Genomic DNA, 18293 nt, shown 5'->3' on the forward strand with positions numbered 1-18293 from the left:
GCAGAGCCTTTGGAGTAACAGAGCTGTTTCAGAAAGGGCGGCACGTCAGAGCCTGCCGCCTTTTCGCTTACATCTGTTGCAAGTGGGCACGCCAGCCGCCGAGATGGCTGATGTCGCGAGCACCTGTCAGGCCGTAGGCTTCACAGATAAACCCGTTCTCCCAGCGGCCATCGGCCAGTTGCACCTTCCCCAGGCCCAGCGGTGCCGGAATGCCGGTCAGAAACGAACCCAGCTCGACACTGGGCAACTCCCAGACTTCCACCTCAATGGCCACACCGTCTTCGGCCACCCGTACCATGCCTGGACGAAAGGGCGGGCCACCGGCCAGCGCGAACAATTTATAGTCGGCTGAGCTGTGTGTGCACTCCAGCAAACGGGCACCGCGTCGCTTGAGCTGCCAGTTCAACGCCAGTCCGTCCAGGTGCGCGCCGCAGACCACCAGCCGGGCCATATCGTTACCTGCTACGGCCTTCGGCGCGGGCAATCGAGGTGCTTCACCGCCGATCAAAGACAGGTCGGTGTGCCGCTGGAAAGCATCGGCCAGACTGAGCAGGTACTGATCGGTGAATGCCCGTCCGAACAACGTAATGCCCCACGGCAGACCGTTGCTCATGAAGGCACTGGGTACGGCGATGGCGGTGTAGTCGAGCAGGTTGACGAAGTTCGTGTAATAGCCCAGCTCCGAATTGCGCAGCACTGGCTCGGCAGCCAGTTCTGCTGAAGTTACCGGGCGGCCGATGCTCGGCGTTACCACACAATCCAGCCCTTCAAGCGCCCGATCGCAAATCACCTTGAGCGCCTGTAGACGGTATTGCGCCCGAAACGTATCGACCCCGCTGACCTGGGGTGCCTTGGCCAGCACGTCGCGGATCACCGGCAATACCGCATCAGGGTGTTCTTCCATTAACTGCCCGGCGACGCTGTAGCGTTCGGCCACCCACGGCCCCTCGTACAACAACCGCGCCGCTTCGAGAAACGGTGACAGGTCCACCCTGACAGCTTCCCCGCCCAGCGCAGTGAGATGGGCGATGGCCGCGCTGAACAGCCTCGGTCCTTCGTTACAGCCAAAGAATTCCAGGTCTTCAGCGCGTGGTACGCCGAAGCGAAACGGTCGAGGTGCGCCGAATGCCGAAAGGTCATTCCACTGCGGGTTGTGTCGGCTGTATTCATCGTGCGGATCAAGCGTGGCAACCAGCCCCAGCAACTGGCTGGCTTCCCTTGCTGTGGCAGTAAAGATCGACACGCAATCCTGCGTACGGCAAGCGGGTACGACACCAGCGGTGGAAATCAGCCCCTTGCTGGCTTTCAGCCCCACCAGATTGTTCAACGCTGCGGGCACACGGCCCGAACCCGCCGTGTCAGTGCCCAGCGAGAAGCTACTGACCTCCAGCGCGACCGCCAGTGACGAACCAGAGCTTGAGCCGCCGGACGGGTACTCTTTCAAGACACTGTTGGGGCAGGCGCCATAGGGCGAGCGGCTGCCATTCAGGCCGGTGGCGAACTGGTCCAGATTGGTCTTGCCCATGGGCACCGCCCCCAGCGCGATCAATTGCTCGACGATGGTTGCCGAGCGCTCTGGCGTGTAGGCGTACGCCGGGCAGGCAGCGGTGGTCGCAATGGCGGCCAGATCAATGTTGTCCTTGATCGCGAAGGGCACGCCATACAGTGGCAGGCTTTGAATATCGCGATTTTCCAGCGCGGCCAGATAGGGCTCCAGTTCAGCCGGGCTGAGCAGGTGAATGAACAGGTGATAATCCGCGTTGAGCGTTGCGGCTTTTTCCCGTAGCGCCAGAATCAGCTGGCGTGGGGAAATCTGGCCGGACAGGTAAGCAGTGCGTACGGTATCCAGGCGCAGGTCGTTGGGCAGTGCTGAGTCGTTCATGACGCAATTCCATTGAAAGTGAAAAGTTGATCGGTTCAGTCTGCTGCCAGCACCACCACCCGCTGCCCTGCGCGTACTGCCGAGCCGGGTTGCACCCTGACTTCCTGCACCACACCTGCGACTGGCGCGAGCAGGGGGATTTCCATTTTCATGGACTCCAGAATCACCAGCACATCACCCGCTTCGACACGCTCGCCGGGTTGCACCTGGACCTGCCAGAGATTGCCAGCGATGTGGCTGTCGACGCCTTGTTGGCCCGTTTGCAGTGGCAACTCTTCGGTGTTTGGCGCGACGCCTTCATCGCTCTGAAAGTCGGCCTGGCCGTTGGCGATCCAGCGTTCGCGTTCGGCGTTGAACGCGGACTGTTGCTGAGCACGGAATGCCGTGATGCCTTCGGCTTCGCGGGTCAGGAAGGCCTGGTAGTCAGCCATGTTCAAGGTGCTGTGTTCGATGTTCAGATCGAAGCGGCCCAGCGGGAAATCGCGACGGATGCGTAGCAATTCGTCGGCGCTGACCGGGTAGAAGCGGATCTGGTCGAAAAAGCGCAGCAGCCATGGCTTGCCCTCGAAGGCGGCAACGTCACGGTAGCGATTCCACATCTGCAGTGTGCGGCCGACGAATTGATAGCCGCCGGGGCCTTCCATGCCGTACACGCACATGTAGGCACCGCCGATGCCGACCGAATTCTCGGCGGTCCAGGTGCGCGCCGGATTGTACTTGGTGGTCACTAATCGATGACGCGGGTCCAAAGGCGTGGCGACCGGTGCGCCGAGGTACACATCGCCCAGCCCCATGACCAGATAACTGGCGTCGAACACCGTACGCTGCACCTCGTCAAGATTGGGCAGGTCGTTGATGCGCCGGATAAATTCCAGATTGCTCGGGCACCACGGTGCGTCCTTGCGCACGGTGGTCATGTACTTCTCGATGGCCAGCTGACAGGCCGGATCATCCCAGGACAACGGCAGATGAACGATGCGCGACGCCACTTGCAGGTCTTTCGCTGCGCACACTGCGTCCCACTCTCCAGCGACGATGTCGAGCAGTTGTCGGAGGGGCAGTTGTTCGGGGCGGTAATGGACTTGCAGCGAGCGAATACCTGGCGTCAGGTCAATCACGCCCTCCAGTTGCTTGGCCTCCAGCGCCAGCATCAAGGCATGGCCGCGCAGACGCAGCACCAGATCCAGCTCTGGCGCACCGATTTCCAGCAGCAGGTGGGTATCGCCGGACAGGCGTGCGACCAGGCGTTTATCGCCCTGACCTATGTCGAGAATGACCGGGGAGGGCAAATCCTCTATGCGCACAGCTTCGCTCCCACAGGAGTCCGCGGTGCTTTGAGGGCGCGCGGTGCCCTGTAGGAGCGGACTTGTCCGCGAATAGGGCGGTACAGTCGATGTATTTTCTGCGTCTGGAATATAGCCTTCGCGAACAAGTTCGCTCCCGCATCGTTCTGCATGACACGCCTCGACACTCACCGGATGAAACCGGACCTTGTCGCCAGCCTTCAACTGCCCCAGCTGCCACAAGTCCGCTTCGATAATGGTCACCGGGCATACGAACCCACCCAGGCTCGGTCCATCCGGGCCCAGGATTACCGGCATATCGCCGGTGAAATCCACCGCGCCGATTGCATAGGGGTTGTCGTGAATATTGGACGGGTGCAGACCTGCCTCGCCACCGTCAGCGCGCACCCATTCGGGTTTCGGGCCGATCAGGCGCACGCCGGTACGGCTGGAGTTGAAATGCACTTCCCAGTCGGTTGCAAAAAACGTCTCTATGTACGCTTCGGTAAAGTATTCCGGCGCAGCATGGGGGCCGTAAATGACCCTTATACGGCGAATGTCAGGCAGCGCTTCAAGGGCGTCATCGGCAATCCGCTGGCCCGCGCTACGATCCACCAATGGCGCAATGTGCAACACATCACCGGCCCGCAACGCCCGCCCGCCATGCCCGCCGAACTGGCCGAGGGTAAAGGTGCTTTTGCTGCCCAGATAATCCGGCACGTCCAGCCCGCCACGTACGCACAGGTAGCTGCGTACGCCGGCACCTGCAATGGTGCCCAGCGCAAGGGTCGAGCCTGCGCACACCAGCAGCGCGGTGTTCATGGCGCGGGGTTCGCCATCGAGCGTGATCGGGATCTGCGCACCGGTCACGGCAATCACGGCATCGGTATTAAAGCGCAGCAACGGCCCGCTCATGGTGATTTCCAGCGCAGCGCATCCTTCGGCATTGCCCAGCAGGCCATTGCCCTGGCGCAACGCGCGGCTGTCCATCGGCCCGGATGGCGGTACACCGACCGCCCAGTAACCCAGCCGCCCCGGATAATCCTGAACGCTGGTCTGCGTGCCGCCGCTCAACACTTCGAAGGTGTCAGCGTGATACACCAGACCTTCCAGGCAGCGGGTCCACGGCTGGCCGCTGGCGAACGGCGTGTCGGCAATGATCTGGCGCAGGTAGTCGCGATTGGTCTCGACCCCGTACAGGCGCGTTTCGTTCAGCGCATCGATCAGCCCGGTGCTGGCCCGCTCGCGGGTCGGCGCCCAACTGATCAGCTTGGCAATCATCGGGTCAAAGTACGGCGGTATCTCGCAGCCCGCTTCAACCCAGGTGTCGATGCGCAGTGCATGGCCATCGGCAGGCGGAAAATTCACCGCCGTCAGCAGGCCGGGGCAGGGCTGGAAGTCACGGCCCGGATCTTCCGCGTACAGCCGTGCCTGAATGGCATGGCCGGACGGTTTCAGGCCGGCCTGCAATTGCTCCAGTGGCGGCAGGTCTCCGGCAGCAAGTTGTACCATCCAGCTGACCAGATCTACCCCCCACACCTGCTCGGTGACGCCGTGTTCGACCTGCAGACGAGTATTTACTTCCAGAAAATAGAAGCGCTGATCCTCACTGTCGAAGACGAATTCGACGGTGCCTGCGCTGCGGTAATTGACCGCTCTGGCGAGTTTGATGGCTGCCGCGCAAAGTTCATCGGCCATGCCGTCGGGCAGGTTGGGGGCCGGGGTTTCTTCCAGCACTTTCTGGTTGCGGCGTTGCACCGAGCAGTCACGTACGCCGAGCGCCAGCACCTCGCCCTGACCGTCACCAAACACCTGCACTTCCAGATGGCGGGCACGCTGAATGTATTTCTCGATGAACACACCCGCGTCGCTGAAATTGTTCTGGCCAAGGCGCTTCACCGCCTCGAACGAGTCGGCCAGCTCTTCAGCGCTGCGGCACACTCGCATGCCGATGCCGCCACCGCCTGCAGTGCTCTTGAGCATGACCGGATAGCCGATATCACGCGCCGCTGCGATGGCTGATTCCACGCTGTCGAGCAGTTCGGTGCCTTCCAGCATGGGCACGCCGTGCTGTCTGGCCAGTGCGCGAGCGGTGTGCTTGAGGCCGAATACGCGCAGTTGCTCGGGCGTTGGCCCGACGAAGGCGATACCGGCGTCTTCACAGGCCTGGGCAAACGCGGCGTTTTCGGAGAGAAAGCCGTAGCCAGGATGAATGGCTCTGGCACCGCTGGCTTTGGCGATGGCGAGGATCTTGTCCACCGCCAGATAAGTTCCCGCTGCGCCGCCTTCGCCCAGGCTGTGGGCTTCGTCGGCCTGCATCAGGTGCAGGCTTGCGGCGTCGGCTTCGGAATACACCGCCACACCTTTCACCTGCAAGGTGCGCAGGGTCCGCAGGATACGGCAGGCAATGGCGCCACGGTTGGCGATCAGCAGTTTGTCGAACATGGCATAACCCCGGAAACCCAGACGCGCTTGGTTTCGTGATGGGAAGCGGGCCGTCCCGCTATTGATCTATCTACGCAACGGTCGTCCGTTGCTGAGGGCTGGTGCCGGGTCAGTCGCGAATCAGCAACTGCGCAGGCGTCGGGTTGTAGCCGTTGCAGGGGTTGTTGAGCTGCGGACAGTTGGAAATCAGCACGATCACGTCCATCTCGGCGCGCAGTTCAACGTACTTGCCGGGCGCGGAAATACCGTCTTCGAAGGTCAGGCCGCCTTCGGCTGTCACCGGCACGTTCATGAAGAAATTGATGTTCGGACCGATGTCGGCCTTGGTCAGACGCCCGTCGTGCAGGCAGGCGCGCAGGTAGTTGTCGCGGCAGCTGTGCATGTAGCGTTTTTCCAGGGCGTAGCGCACGGTGTTGCTCTCTTGCGCGCATGCGCCACCGAGCGTGTCGTGGCGACCGCAGGTGTCATCGACAATGGTCAGCATCGGCTGACCGAGGTTGGAAAACAGCACGCTGCCGGTGGTCAGGTACACGCTGTTCTGGCGGCGCAAGGTGCGTTGTACGTCGTAGCGTTCACGCGGGTTGGCGAGGCTGAAAAACAGCGTATCGACAGCCTGGTTGCCTTGCAGATCGAGGATGCGCACGGTCTGTCCGGCCTTGACTTCGGCCAGGAACGGCTCGCCTGCCGGTATGGTTGCGTCGCAGCAAATGTGAGTGTGTGAATTCATGAAAGGGCTCCTCAGGCGAACAGGCGGTCGGTGTTGATGAAGCCGCGCTCGTTTTCCGGGCGCGAGGTGCGGCAGTGCTCGGCAACGCTGGCGTCGGCCTTCATCCAGCTGAGTCTGAGCGGTTGTGGGGCGTATTGCGGGTTAGGGTCCATCGGATGTTGCAAGGCGGTCAGCACCACCAGCGTGTCCATCGGTGCGTACAGCTCGATGTAGTCACCGGCTTTCGAGTTGTTCGCGGCGAAGTGCAGGATTCCTGCCTCGTCGACATCGACTCGGCTGAACAGGTTGAGGGTCATCAACAGGTCGGACAGCCCCAGCCCCCATTTGCCCAGCTCGACCAGCAGGTTGTCGACGCCATTGCGAAAGAAGCCGTTGCGCAGTTCCTGATAGCGGCCCTGACCGTATTTTTCAGCGACTTCCTGAGCATTGAGCACGCCGCCGATGCTGTCGCTCCAGCCGCAGGTGTCAGTGACGATGGCCGCCAGCACGCGGCCCATGTCCGAATACAGGCAATGGCCGTTGCTCAACCTGGCGGTGTGCTGGCATTTGAGGCTGTCGGGCAGGTTCAGCCGCTCGGTTTTTTCGTGAGCGTTGAGCAGGGTCAGGCTGACGTTGGCGTTGCCGTGCAGGTCGGTCAGGCGCAGCAGTTCGCCGCGCTTAAGGATGAACGAACGATGGCCGCCACCGGGCAGCATCTCTTCGGCGAAAACCGGGTACAGCGTGGTTGAGTCAGTCATTGAGCGAGCTCCTCTGAAACGTTGAGCAGCGAATCGATGGCGGCGCGTTCGGCGCGGCGTTCGCTGTTGAGGGGAATGTCGTAAGTGATGCGCGCGCCATACGCGCCGGGTTCGTGCGGGTCGTGGCGGACCTTGTCGAACACCAGCAGGCGGGTGCCGAGGTTGAAACCTTCGGACAGGTCGTGAGTGACCATGAACACGGTCAGCTTCGTTTCGCGCCACAGGTCCAGCAGCAAGTGGTGCATGTCTTTGCGAATGCCGGGGTCGAGCGCGCCGAAGGGCTCGTCCAGCAGCAGCACGCGGGGTTTCATGATCAGCGCCTGAGCAATGGCCAGACGCTGCTGCATGCCGCCGGACAATTGCGTGGGGTACTTATCCAGCGCATGCCCCAGGCCAACCTTGCCAAGCAGTTGCGCGGCGTGCTCGCGTGCCTCGCTTTTTGCCTGGCCGAACAGTCGGCCCAGCCACGCCGAGCGGGGCAGTTCCAGACCCAGCGCCACGTTGTCCAGCACCGACAGGTGCGGGAACACTGAATAGCGCTGAAACACCACGCCACGGCTGGCGTCTGGCTCATTGCGCAGGGTCTTGCCGTCCAGCGTGATCAGTCCACGGCTCGGAGTTTCCTGACCCAGCAGCAGGCGCAGAAAAGTCGACTTGCCGCAGCCCGATGCACCGACCAGCGTGCAGAACTCACCTTCGGCCACGTCCAGATTCAGGCCTTCAAGCACCACCTGATCATCGTATTGTTGCCAGACATTGCGCACACAGATAAAGCTCATGTCCGCACCCCTTCGTACCAAGGAAAGGCGCGTCGGGTCAGGGCTTTGAGGCCCCAGTCCATCAGCCAGGCAAGCAGGGTTATCCACACCACATACGGCAGAATCACGTCCATCGCCAGGTAGCGGCGGACCAGAAAGATCCGGTAACCCAGACCGTCAGTCGAGGCGATGGCCTCGGCGGCGATCAGGAACAGCCACGCCGAACCCAGCACCAGGCGCAGGGCAATCAATAGACGCGGCAGCAACTGCGGCAGGACTACCCGCAGGATCAGCGTCCAGGTCGAGGCGCCGAGGGTCTGCGCCTTGATCAGCAGCTCGACCGGAATTTCCCGGGCACGCTGTTCCAGATCACGGGCCAGAATCGGCGTGATGCCGATCACGATCAGCATCACTTTCGACAGCTCGCCCAGACCAAAGACGATGAACAGAATCGGCAGGATCGCCAGCGGCGGCACCATCGACATTACCGTCAGCAAGGGCGACAGCGGCGCACCGAACAGCGGCAGGATGCCCGCCGCAATGCCCAGGCACAGGCCCAACAGCGCGCTGATCCCCAGGCCGATGGCCAGACGTTGCAGACTCGATGCCGTGTCCTGCCACAGCAGGTAGTCGCCGCTGCGGGTATCGGCGGTGAACGCCATGCGTTTGACAGCATCGGCCATCTGTACGGCGCTGGGCAGCAGTTTGTCGGTGGGGTTTTCCGCAAGCCGGGTGGCCGAGCCCATGAAGTAGGCGAACAGCAACAGGGCGAACGGCAGGATCACCAGAATCAGGCGACCGGCACGGTCCGGATGGCGGTTTATCAAACGCATGGCAATGACCTTTCTACTGAACGTGATTTACAGCTTGCCGTCGACGGCCATCTGCACGTAGCTGGGGTCAAAGTGCAGCTTGACGTTGGCCTTGTCGCCGAGCATCACGCCATTGGCGAACGACATGCCGACCGCATTGGCATCGCGTGCGCCTTCACCGAGCAAACCGTGGGCGAACGAGAAGTCAGCCACCTTGCGCTGGGTGTCTGGCAATTGTTTGCTGGTCGCGAACTCAAGCGCTTCCCTGGGCGTGGCAAACAGCTTGGTGGTGTCCAGTTGCGCCTGGAAGCCGGCCAGATCGGTGCCCGATGCCTTGGCCATGTGTTCCAGCGCTGCCTTGCTCTGGGCGTTTTTGGCGTTAATCAGCGCGACCACTTCAAACCAGGCACCGGTCAGGGCTTTGCCCAGCGCCGGGTTGTCCTTCAGGGTCTGAGTGTTGACGACCATCATGTCCATGATCTCGCCAGGAATCTGACTGGAGTTGAACACTTCGGTCACGCCGGGTTTGGCTTTAATGTCCGACAGCATCGGGTTCCAGGTGGTAACGGCCTGCACATCATCGGTATTGAAGGCTGCCGAGATATCGGCATCCGAGGTGTTGACCACCTTGAGGTCTTTTTCGCTGAGCTTGACGCTGTCCAGCGCACGGGCCAGCAGGTAGTGAGACACCGACAGCTCGACCAGATTGACGTCCATACCTTTCAGGTCAGCGACTTTCTTGCCTTCGCCCTTGAGCACGATGCCGTCATTGCCATTGGAGAAATCGCTGACGATCAGTGCCGTGCTTTCCACACCGCCTGCAGCCGGAATGGTCAGTGCGTCCATGTTGGTCATGGTGCAGCCATCGAACTGGCCAGCGGTGTACTGGTTGATGGATTCGACGTAATCATTGAGCTGGGTGACATCGATCTTGATGCCGTATTTTTTCGCCCACTTGTCGACGATGCCCTGGCTACCTGCGTATTCCCACGGCATCCAGCCTGCGTAGATGGTCCAGCAGACATTGAAGTGATCTTTTTGGGCGGCATTCGCCGAGAGGCTCAACGCAGCAAGCAGGCCTGCCGTGAGCAGGCCGAAGAGACGAGACTTTTGCATGTTGAGAAATCTCCAGTAGTGAAAAAAGGCGGCCAGGAGCAACGTGACACCACTGGTGTCCCTGTCTCCCGGGCTTTTGTCCCGCCGTGTAACCTCTACTGGAGGTCGCCAACTCTCGGACCAGCCACTTGCCTGTCGGCAAGCCGGAACCCTAGTCGGCTATTGCAAATTGTGGTGCCGCGAACCTGTGTTGACTCCTGCACGCCATTCATCAAGCGAGACTTGTGCCAACTCGCCAAGGCCTTTGTTTTTCAAGGCCTGCCCGGACCATCGCAGGTCAGCCCTGAGGGAAACTGCCTTGTGCTGGTGCGTAACCGCACTGTGTTGATGCATGGGTGTTTTGAAATGTTTTGTAGCATCTTTGTAGGAAATCGAAACATGCCTGCATGCCCCGGCTTTAGAGCCCTTGAGTGAAGGATGGCCATCATCTTTCGTAGGGTTTACACGCTGCGCCAACGCACTAGATTCCCTTTTCGGTGTCTGAACTTCTGTCCGTCAACCGCTTTGGCGGACGCCGATCAGCGTCGCTGATTCGTGCCCAATCGCGGTCCAGGAGGCCGCCATGTATCGAAGACCCTTGCTTATCACGTTGCTGACCCTTTTCCTTGCCGGTTGCTACGCAGGCCCTGGTTACTACGAATCCGATGTGTACACGCAGCCGGCAACCGTCGTCGGTGGCGCTTACGCGTACGACAATGGCTACCGCTCCACCTACTATCAGGAGCAGCGCATCTATGTAGCGCCTCAGCCACGCTATTACACCCAACCACGCTACTACGCCCCGGCACCGCGTTATTACGCGCCGCCGCCAGTGCCACGCTACTACCAGCCGGGACGCCCACCGGGTTATGGCTGGAGAAACGACGGCTTTCGCGGCAATGGCGGTTTTGGGCGTAATGACGGCTTTCGAGGCAATGGTGGTTTCGGACGCAATGACGGCTTCCGCGGCGACCGAGGCAACCGCGGCTGGGAGGACCATGGCGGTCGAGGCGGACGCGATGGCCGTGATCATGGACGAGGCGGGCGCGGTGATGGTCGGGGCGGGCATCGGTAGCTGAAACCTGCGCTCACTGCCATGCCAGAGCGGTGAGCTGGCTGCTGCGAACTGACTATCGTGCCGACGCTCCGCGTCGGCACTTCTTTCTGGACGCTCTGCGTCCGATCGTAAAGGCGCATCTAGAAACCGGCATTGACTTTGCTGCCGGGCTTTTCTAGTGTCCGCGCATTGTTTTTACCGGATGTAACCATGACTAGCGACGACCGCATCAAGCTTGAGCCCAGCTGGAAGGAAGCGCTGCGCGATGAATTCGAGCAGCCCTATATGGCGCAGTTGCGCGAGTTTCTGCGCCAGGAGCATGCCGCGGGTAAAGAGATATATCCGCCTGGGCCGCTGATTTTCAATGCGCTGAATTCGACGCCGCTCAACAATGTGAAAGTGGTGATCCTCGGTCAGGACCCGTATCACGGTCCGAATCAGGCTCACGGCCTGTGTTTCTCGGTGCAGCCAGGCGTGCCGACGCCGCCGTCACTGGTCAATATCTATAAAGAACTCAAACGCGACCTGAATATCGACATTCCCAATCACGGCTGCCTGCAATCATGGGCTGATCAGGGCGTGCTGTTGCTTAACACGACTCTTACCGTCGAGCGCGCCAACGCAGCTTCGCATGCGGGAAAAGGCTGGCAGCACTTCACGGACCGGATCATTCAAGTGGTCAGCGAGCATCAGCCGCATCTGGTGTTCCTGCTGTGGGGCGCTCATGCGCAGAGCAAGCAGAAACTGGTCGATGCGACCAAGCACCTAGTGCTGACCTCCGTCCATCCTTCGCCGTTGTCAGCCTACAAAGGCTTCCTGGGTAACGGGCATTTCGGGCGGGCCAACAAGTACCTTGAGCAAAACGGCATCGAGCCAATCGACTGGCGCTTGCCCGTTCTCTGATCAAAGTGCTTCTGATTGGGCTCAGTCAGCGAACCGCTTGTTCCAGCGCCGGTACAGCGGCTCGGCAAGAAACAGCACGAACAGCAGGCGCATGACCTGCATGGCCGTCACCAGGGGGACCGACAGTTGCAGAACTTCTGCGGTCAGGCTCATTTCGGCAATGCCACCGGGCATCATGCCCAGCGTCAGTGAGCGCAGGTCCAGGTGGGTGAGGGCGCTCAGCCCCAGCGCAGCCAGTGCGGCAATCAACATGGTCAGCGCAGTGCCCAACAGCGTACGCGCCAGAAACGATGGCGCACGCCGAAAGAATGCCCGATTGAAATGACAACCCAGCCCGCTGCCGATCAGTAGCTGACCCAGCTGGCTGGCACCGTTGGGCAAGCCGATTTTCAGGTCCCAGACCACGCTCACTACGGCACTGAGCAACAGAGGGCCGAACAGCCACGGGTTGGGTTGCTTGAGACGTTGCCACAGCCAGGCCAGTGCTGCGCCGACCGGCAGCAGGAATGCCAGCCAGCGCCAATCGACCGCTGTGGCATGCAGCGAAGGCGTACCGTCACCCAGCAGGTATTTGAAGATCGCCGGCACGCACAATACTACTGCCAGCACCCGAAGACTTTGCGCGGCTGCGACGCTGCTTAGCGTTGCACCGTTACGTGCGCCAAGGTTGACCATCTCCCCGGAACCGCCCGGCATGCTCGAAAAGAACGCCGTAGGGCGATCTTCTCCGGTGCGCAGCATCAGCCAGACGCCAACCAGACACGACAGACTGGTGACCAGCGCGCCGATGAAAATCAGCCCGAAATGCGCGAGCACCTGCTCGATAACCACTGGCGTGAAATGCAGACCGATGCCGATACCGATGATCAGTTGCCCGCATTTACGACCACCCGGAATCTGCGCCAGTTGCCAGGGTGTCAGGCAGCGCACCAGGATGATTGCCAGCAACGAGCCAACCATCCACGGCAGCGGCCAGCCAACCTGGCTGGCGAGGTAGCCGCCGAGCAGACCGACCAGCGGCGTTGCCCACCATTGACGCAGTGACGAATCAGCCATGCGTTGCGGCAGCCTGCTGTTTTGCGCGCTTGCGCCAGATACGGATCAGCGGAAACAGCAGCATGAACACGGTCACCACCCAGACCCCGAGGGTGATCGGGCTGGCCCAGAGAATCCCCAGTTCGCCGTTGGAGATCGACAGGGCGCGCCGCAGGTTCTGCTCCATCAGACCACCAAGGATGAAACCGAGCAGAATCGGCGACAGCGGGAAATCCAGCTTGCGCAGGATGTAACCGAAGATGCCGATGCCGACCATCAGGAACAGGTCGAAGGTGGTAGCGTGCACTGCATACACGCCGATCCCGGTGATGATCGCAATCACCGGGACCAGCGCCCAGTTCGGCACGGCGAGGATGCGCGTGAAGATACGGATCATCGGGATGTTGAGGATCACCAGCATGATGTTGGCGATGAACAACGAAGCGATCAGGCCCCATACGATGTCCGGTTGCTGTTGAAACAGCATCGGACCGGGCGTGATGTTGTACAGCGACAACGCGCCGATCATCACCGCCGTGGTGCCCGAGCCCGGAACACCCAGCGTCAGCATCGGCACCAACGCGCCGCAAGCGGTTGCCCCGATGGCGGTCTCGGGAGCTGCCAGACCGCGCATGTCGCCCTGGCCAAACTTGCCGCCAGGGCCGGCGATGCGTTTTTCCGTCATGTAAGCGACTGCGCTGGCCAGTGTCGCACCGGCACCCGGCAGTACGCCAAGAATGAAGCCCAGCAGACCGCAGCGAATGTTCACCACGAACACGGCAGCGGCTTCCTTGACGTTGAACATCATGCGCCCAGTGGCCTTGACCGCCTCTTGGCCGCGATGGGTCTTTTCCAGCAGTAACAGGATTTCACTGATTGAAAACAGACCCAGGACCAGCACCACGAACTGAATGCCGTCGGTCAGATGAATGTTGTCGCCCGTAAAACGGTACACCCCGCTGTTGGCATCAATGCCTACCGCAGACAGGAAAAGCCCGATCAGCGCGGCAATGAATGTCTTCAATGGCCTGTCACCGGCCATGCCGCCCAGGCAGACGATGGCGAACACCATCAGTACGAAATATTCCGCCGGACCGAAGGCAATCGCCCACTTGGCGAGCAACGGCGCGAACAGCACCATGCCGCAAGTGGCGATGAATGCACCGATGAACGAACTCCATGCTGACAGCGACAGAGCGACGCCGGCCAGCCCCTGGCGTGCCATTGGATAGCCGTCCAGCGTGGTCATGACGGTGGACGCTTCGCCCGGAATGTTCAGCAGGATCGAACTGATACGTCCGCCGTATTCACAGCCCAGGTACACGGCCGCTAACAGAATCAGTGCCGATTCAGGCGGCAGGCCCAGCGCAAAGGCAATGGGGATCAGCAGCGCCACCCCGTTGATAGGCCCAAGCCCCGGCAGCAGGCCGACGACGGTACCAATCAATGTGCCGGACAGTGCGGTAATCAGGTTGTAAGGGGTGAGGGCGACGCCGAACCCCTGGCCCAGGTAGCTGAAAGTATCCATGTCAGTTCTCCAGAACGCTGAGCAGGCCTAAAGGCAAGGGAACGTCCATGGCCTTGTCGAATAACAGGTAAAGGCCGACGCTCATCAGAATCACCACCACCACGCTCGGCAGCCAGCGTCCGCCATACAGGCGTGCCATGGGAATGCCGATCAGGATGCTGCTGAGGATGAAGCCCAGGGGTTCGAACAGCCCGGCGAATATCAGCAGCAGAATGATGCATGCGCCAATCTTGATCAGGGTTTCACGGTCCAGTGCCGGTTCTTCCTCGGTGTGGACAATGGGTGTGGGCCGAATCAGCAGGTACAGCAGGGCGGCACCCATCAACCCGAGCATCAGCAGCGGGAAAGCGCGTGGTCCGACCGGTTCATAGGAGAACGGCGCTTGATAAGGCCAGGCCATAAGGGCCAGACCTGCGCATGCCAGTAGCAGTACGGCAGCAAAAATGCGTTGTATGACCATGAGAAGCTCCTGAGCCGCGCCCGCTGTGCGGGCGCAACTTAACGTCAGTCAATTGAGTTCAATTACTGAATCAGGCCGAATTCCTTGGCCATCAGTTTGTAGTCGGCAACCTGCTTCTTGACGTAGGTGTCCAGCTCCGCGCCGGTCATGGCGAAGGGGAACAGCTCGCGCTGATCACGCAGTTTGGCGAAGTCTTCAGAGGCCAGGATCTTGTCGAACGAGGCTTTCCACCAGTTGTAGTCTTCGTCGCTGACCTTCGGCCCGAGGTAGAAGCCACGCACCACAGGCCAGACGATGTCGTAGCCCTGCTCCTTGGCGGTGGGGATGTCTTTCATTTCGGGTTCGTCGATGCGCTTCTCGGCGAATACGGCGAGCAGGCGCATGTCGCCACTCAAAATGTGCGGCATGGAGTCGGAGATGTCGGTACTGCCCACCTGAATGTGGCCGCCAAGCAGGGCAGTAGCGATTTCCCCACCGCCCTCCAGCGCGACATAACGCAAGGCGCGCGGGTTGATGTCTGCAGCCTTGGCGATCAATGCGGTCTGCATCCAGTCCTGGCTGCCTACGGTGCCGCCTGAGCCGATGACTACCTTGCTCGGGTCGGCCTTGAGCGCTTTGACCAGATCGTCGAGGTTCTTGTATGGCGAGTCGCTCTTCACTGCAATGGCGCCATAGCTTGTGCCCACGGCGGCGAGCCAGCGTACTGCGTTTTCATCGAAACGGCCGAATTTGCCCTGCGCCAGATTGAGCAGCGAGCCGCTGGACCACGCGACCAGCGTGCCAGCATCTGCGGGGCGCTGAGCTACAACTGCGTTGTAGGCCACTGCGCCGACGCCCCCAGGCATGTAGGTCACGCGCATGGGCGAGGTCAGAATCTTTTCGTTGATCAGCGCGCTTTGCACCAGCTTGCAGGTCAAGTCGAATCCGCCACCCGGTGAAGCGGGTGCAATGCATTCCGGACGCTTTGGCTCGGCAGCAAACAACTGGCTGGCAACCAGCATGCAGGCGGCGGTGGCGGCTATCTGACGCAGAGGGAATTTCATGTTCAGTCTCCAGAGATATTTTTGTTTTTGGAAGAGAGAAGCTGTTCAGCAGATGCTTTTGTCTCGCGCACCACGAGACCTGTTGGCTGACACGCAAGTGCCATCGGTACAGCGGTGGGCGCTGATGTTTTGCAGGAAGGTGGAGCAGGGGCGCGACGGGTGCGGGGAAAACCGCGACGGGCTGTGCTCAATGGACTGGCAAGCCTGGGCTGGCATAGACATGACGTGACTCCGTTTAGCGATTTATTGTTTTTATTGTCCAGACGCATCCGGGCGCCTGTTTTGTACGTACCCTTTTGCCGGGTCGTCTGGCGATGCTAAATGACGAACCTTTCGCAAACCTTTCAGCTACCTTTCATGTCGCAATTGAAGGGCCGCGAATCGTTTCTGTCCTTCACAGGCGGCGGCCTGCCTGTAAACTCCACCGCCACAAGCCTCGATGCCCAGATCGATAACAACAGTGACAATCAGGAGACGGCGATGCGTGTTCTTCTTGTGGAAGATCATCTGCAATTGGCTGAAAGTGTCGCGCAGGCGCTCAAAAGCGCAGGTTTGACCGTTGATGTGCTGCATGATGGCGTTGCCGCCGACCTGGCGTTGAGCAGCGAGGAATACGCCGTCGCCATTCTCGACGTCGGCTTGCCGCGTATGGACGGCTTTGAAGTGCTGGCGCGTCTGCGGGCGCGCAGCAAAAACCTTCCGGTGTTGATGCTGACCGCGCGCAGCGACGTCAAGGATCGCGTCCATGGCCTGAACCTGGGGGCCGATGACTACCTGGCCAAGCCTTTCGAGCTCTCCGAGTTGGAAGCCAGGGTCAAGGCATTGCTGCGGCGTAGCGTGCTGGGTGGCGAGCGGCAACAGCGCTGCGGCGTACTGGCCTATGACTTGGACACGCGGCGTTTCACGCTCGGCGAGGAACTGCTGGCCCTGACGTCTCGCGAACAGGCGGTGCTGGAAGCGCTTATCGCCCGGCCAGGTCGGGTGATGAGCAAGGAGCAACTGGCCGCGCAGGTTTTCGGCCTCGACGAGGAGGCCAGCCCTGACGCCATCGAAATCTACGTCCATCGCCTGCGCAAGAAGCTCGACGGGCATTCTGTGGCCATCGTGACCTTTCGGGGTCTGGGGTATCTGCTTGAAAGCCGCGATGATTAACGACAGCCTGCGCTGGCGGTTATTGTGGAACCTGGCGTTGCTGCTGGTGGTGTTGATGCTGGCCAGCGGCATGAGCGCTTACTGGAATGGCCGCGAAGTGGCCGATACCGCTTACGACCGCACGTTGCTGGCTTCAGCGCGGACCATCGCTGCTGGTCTGACCCAGCGTGATGGCACGCTGAGCGCTGACATTCCCTACGTGGCGCTGGATACCTTTGCCTACGACAGCGAAGGACGAATCTATTATCAGGTCAATGACATCCATCAGAAGCTGATTTCCGGTTATGAAAATCTGCCTTCGCCGCCACCGGGCACCTTGCGTACCGATGATTACCCTGCGCTGGCGAAGTTTTATAACGGGATTTATCAAGGGCAGGATGTACGTGTGGTCAGCCTGCTCAAGCCAGTGACTGATCCGGGCATGAACGGCACGGCTGAAATTCGTGTTGCCGAAACCCAAGAGGCGCGCAAGGGTATGGCGCGCAGCCTGATGGCCGACACATTGCTGCGCCTGGGCATGCTCGGAGGGGGCGCGCTGCTGCTGGTCTGGTTCACGGTCAGTGCGGCACTGCGACCGCTGGAGCGCTTGCGCACCGCAGTCGAAGAGCGTCAGCCGGATGATCTGCGCTCGCTGCCAATGGTTGAGGTGCAGCATGAACTGCGTCCGCTGGTAGGGGCGCTGAACCACTTTACCGAGCGGCTGCGCCTGCAGTTCGAGCGCCAGGCGCAGTTCATCGCCGATGCTGCCCATGAACTGCGCACGCCGCTGGCCGCGCTCAAGGCGCGGGTTGAGCTGGGCCTGCGCGAGCGCGACCCGCAACACTGGCTCAGTACGCTGGAATCAGCCGCACTGGGCACGGATCGGCTCACGCATCTGGCCAATCAGTTGCTGTCACTGGCGCGGATCGAAAACGGTGCGCGGGCCATTGCCGAAGGTGGCGCGCAACAACTGGACCTCAGCCAGCTGGCAAGAGAGCTGGGCATGGCCATGGCGCCGTTGGCTCATTCACGCGGCGTCGCGCTGGCGCTGGAGGCTGACGAGCCGGTCTGGCTGCGTGGCGAGCCGACGTTGCTGAACGAACTATTGAGCAACCTGATCGACAATGCGCTGGCTCACACTTCACCGGGCGGTAACGTGGTGTTGCGGGTGTATGCGCCGGGTGTTCTGGAGGTCGAGGATGATGGCCCTGGCATTCCGGCAGATGAGCGGGAGCGGGTTTTTGAGCGTTTCTACCGTCGCAGTCAGCAGGGCAGCGGTGCCGGGCTCGGTCTGGCTATTGTGGGAGAGATATGCCGTGCGCATCTGGCCAGAATCACCTTGCACGATGGTGCCGAGCGGGGTTTGAAGGTTCGGGTCAGTTTCAGTGCGCCCTGAT

General features: G+C 60.9%; 15 protein-coding genes and 1 riboswitch. Of the genes, 4 read left to right on the forward strand and 11 right to left on the reverse strand.

Features of this window, described 5'->3' with window-relative positions; genetic code table 11:
- Window positions 1-67 precede the first annotated feature (67 nt).
- The 7 genes from atzF to RYB66_RS09600 all read right to left on the reverse strand — a co-directional run bounded on the left by atzF (window position 68) and on the right by RYB66_RS09600 (window position 9760).
- On the reverse strand, window positions 68-1882 hold the full coding sequence (gene atzF / locus RYB66_RS09570) for an allophanate hydrolase (protein ID WP_117140164.1): 1815 nt from the start codon (window positions 1880-1882) through the stop codon (window positions 68-70).
- A 35-nt stretch (window positions 1883-1917) separates the two neighbouring features.
- Window positions 1918-5610 carry an urea carboxylase gene (uca, locus tag RYB66_RS09575; RefSeq protein WP_316894304.1) on the reverse strand — a complete coding sequence of 1231 codons (3693 nt, stop codon included), beginning with the start codon at window positions 5608-5610 and terminating at the stop codon, window positions 1918-1920.
- Between the two features lie 109 nt (window positions 5611-5719).
- Entirely contained in the window at window positions 5720-6337 is a 618-nt protein-coding gene (locus RYB66_RS09580; protein ID WP_005735135.1) for an urea amidolyase associated protein UAAP2, read from the reverse strand.
- Between the two features lie 11 nt (window positions 6338-6348).
- The gene (locus RYB66_RS09585) at window positions 6349-7074 is read right to left on the reverse strand and encodes an urea amidolyase associated protein UAAP1 (protein ID WP_057423180.1); all 726 of its coding nucleotides are present in this window, start codon (window positions 7072-7074) and stop codon (window positions 6349-6351) included.
- On the reverse strand, window positions 7071-7853 hold the full coding sequence (locus RYB66_RS09590; protein ID WP_005746613.1) for an ABC transporter ATP-binding protein: 783 nt from the start codon (window positions 7851-7853) through the stop codon (window positions 7071-7073). Before RYB66_RS09590 ends, RYB66_RS09585 begins: the two co-directional genes overlap by 4 nt.
- Window positions 7850-8665 (reverse strand): ABC transporter permease, encoded by an 816-nt coding sequence (locus RYB66_RS09595; protein WP_005746611.1) that lies wholly within the window; start codon window positions 8663-8665, stop codon window positions 7850-7852. Before RYB66_RS09595 ends, RYB66_RS09590 begins: the two co-directional genes overlap by 4 nt.
- A gap of 27 nt (window positions 8666-8692) precedes the next feature.
- Window positions 8693-9760 carry a putative urea ABC transporter substrate-binding protein gene (locus tag RYB66_RS09600; protein WP_005746610.1) on the reverse strand — a complete coding sequence of 356 codons (1068 nt, stop codon included), beginning with the start codon at window positions 9758-9760 and terminating at the stop codon, window positions 8693-8695.
- A 63-nt stretch (window positions 9761-9823) separates the two neighbouring features.
- Window positions 9824-9926, reverse strand: a riboswitch (guanidine-I (ykkC/yxkD leader).
- A 396-nt stretch (window positions 9927-10322) separates the two neighbouring features.
- Between RYB66_RS09600 and RYB66_RS09605 the strand changes: the two genes are divergently transcribed.
- Together RYB66_RS09605 and ung are read left to right on the forward strand one after the other, a co-directional pair.
- Window positions 10323-10814: a hypothetical protein gene (locus RYB66_RS09605; RefSeq protein ID WP_005746609.1), complete on the forward strand. Its 492-nt coding sequence runs from the start codon at window positions 10323-10325 to the stop codon at window positions 10812-10814.
- Window positions 10815-11006: 192 nt separating this feature from the next.
- Window positions 11007-11699, forward strand: coding sequence for a uracil-DNA glycosylase (ung, locus tag RYB66_RS09610; protein ID WP_002554923.1), 693 nt, complete (start codon window positions 11007-11009; stop codon window positions 11697-11699).
- 21 nt (window positions 11700-11720) lie between these two features.
- On the opposite strand, the gene RYB66_RS09615 is transcribed toward ung, so the two are convergent.
- The 4 genes from RYB66_RS09615 to RYB66_RS09630 form a co-directional block, all read right to left on the reverse strand.
- Entirely contained in the window at window positions 11721-12755 is a 1035-nt protein-coding gene (locus tag RYB66_RS09615; RefSeq protein WP_005746608.1) for an AbrB family transcriptional regulator, read from the reverse strand.
- A complete protein-coding gene (locus RYB66_RS09620; RefSeq protein WP_002554921.1) occupies window positions 12748-14262 on the reverse strand; it encodes a tripartite tricarboxylate transporter permease in 1515 nt (504 codons plus the stop codon). Before RYB66_RS09620 ends, RYB66_RS09615 begins: the two co-directional genes overlap by 8 nt.
- 1 nt (window position 14263) lies before the next feature.
- On the reverse strand, window positions 14264-14722 hold the full coding sequence (locus RYB66_RS09625; protein WP_005746607.1) for a tripartite tricarboxylate transporter TctB family protein: 459 nt from the start codon (window positions 14720-14722) through the stop codon (window positions 14264-14266).
- A gap of 62 nt (window positions 14723-14784) precedes the next feature.
- Window positions 14785-15765 carry a Bug family tripartite tricarboxylate transporter substrate binding protein gene (locus RYB66_RS09630; RefSeq protein ID WP_005746605.1) on the reverse strand — a complete coding sequence of 327 codons (981 nt, stop codon included), beginning with the start codon at window positions 15763-15765 and terminating at the stop codon, window positions 14785-14787.
- Window positions 15766-16245: 480 nt separating this feature from the next.
- Between RYB66_RS09630 and RYB66_RS09635 the strand changes: the two genes are divergently transcribed.
- Window positions 16246-16917 carry a response regulator gene (locus RYB66_RS09635; RefSeq protein ID WP_002554918.1) on the forward strand — a complete coding sequence of 224 codons (672 nt, stop codon included), beginning with the start codon at window positions 16246-16248 and terminating at the stop codon, window positions 16915-16917.
- Window positions 16910-18292, forward strand: coding sequence for a sensor histidine kinase (locus tag RYB66_RS09640; protein ID WP_005746604.1), 1383 nt, complete (start codon window positions 16910-16912; stop codon window positions 18290-18292). Before RYB66_RS09635 ends, RYB66_RS09640 begins: the two co-directional genes overlap by 8 nt.
- Window position 18293 lies beyond the last annotated feature (1 nt).

The organism is Pseudomonas syringae group sp. 243L2 (genome assembly GCF_032587875.1).
In the GTDB taxonomy this organism is placed as follows: domain Bacteria; phylum Pseudomonadota; class Gammaproteobacteria; order Pseudomonadales; family Pseudomonadaceae; genus Aquipseudomonas; species Aquipseudomonas amygdali.

Excerpts from the sequence above, each read along its gene's own strand:
- RYB66_RS09625 (WP_005746607.1), bottom strand. The coding sequence starts at position 14,722 with ATGGTCATACAACGCATTTTTGCTGCCGTACTGCTACTGGCATGCGCA.
- RYB66_RS09595 (WP_005746611.1), bottom strand. The coding sequence starts at position 8,665 with ATGCGTTTGATAAACCGCCATCCGGACCGTGCCGGTCGCCTGATTCTG.
- RYB66_RS09635 (WP_002554918.1), top strand. The coding sequence starts at position 16,246 with ATGCGTGTTCTTCTTGTGGAAGATCATCTGCAATTGGCTGAAAGTGTC.
- RYB66_RS09605 (WP_005746609.1), top strand. The coding sequence starts at position 10,323 with ATGTATCGAAGACCCTTGCTTATCACGTTGCTGACCCTTTTCCTTGCC.
- RYB66_RS09580 (WP_005735135.1), bottom strand. The coding sequence starts at position 6,337 with ATGAATTCACACACTCACATTTGCTGCGACGCAACCATACCGGCAGGC.
- RYB66_RS09615 (WP_005746608.1), bottom strand. The coding sequence starts at position 12,755 with ATGGCTGATTCGTCACTGCGTCAATGGTGGGCAACGCCGCTGGTCGGT.
- RYB66_RS09585 (WP_057423180.1), bottom strand. The coding sequence starts at position 7,074 with ATGACTGACTCAACCACGCTGTACCCGGTTTTCGCCGAAGAGATGCTG.
- RYB66_RS09590 (WP_005746613.1), bottom strand. The coding sequence starts at position 7,853 with ATGAGCTTTATCTGTGTGCGCAATGTCTGGCAACAATACGATGATCAG.
- atzF (WP_117140164.1), bottom strand. The coding sequence starts at position 1,882 with ATGAACGACTCAGCACTGCCCAACGACCTGCGCCTGGATACCGTACGC.
- RYB66_RS09630 (WP_005746605.1), bottom strand. The coding sequence starts at position 15,765 with ATGAAATTCCCTCTGCGTCAGATAGCCGCCACCGCCGCCTGCATGCTG.
- RYB66_RS09600 (WP_005746610.1), bottom strand. The coding sequence starts at position 9,760 with ATGCAAAAGTCTCGTCTCTTCGGCCTGCTCACGGCAGGCCTGCTTGCT.
- ung (WP_002554923.1), top strand. The coding sequence starts at position 11,007 with ATGACTAGCGACGACCGCATCAAGCTTGAGCCCAGCTGGAAGGAAGCG.
- RYB66_RS09640 (WP_005746604.1), top strand. The coding sequence starts at position 16,910 with ATGATTAACGACAGCCTGCGCTGGCGGTTATTGTGGAACCTGGCGTTG.
- uca (WP_316894304.1), bottom strand. The coding sequence starts at position 5,610 with ATGTTCGACAAACTGCTGATCGCCAACCGTGGCGCCATTGCCTGCCGT.
- RYB66_RS09620 (WP_002554921.1), bottom strand. The coding sequence starts at position 14,262 with ATGGATACTTTCAGCTACCTGGGCCAGGGGTTCGGCGTCGCCCTCACC.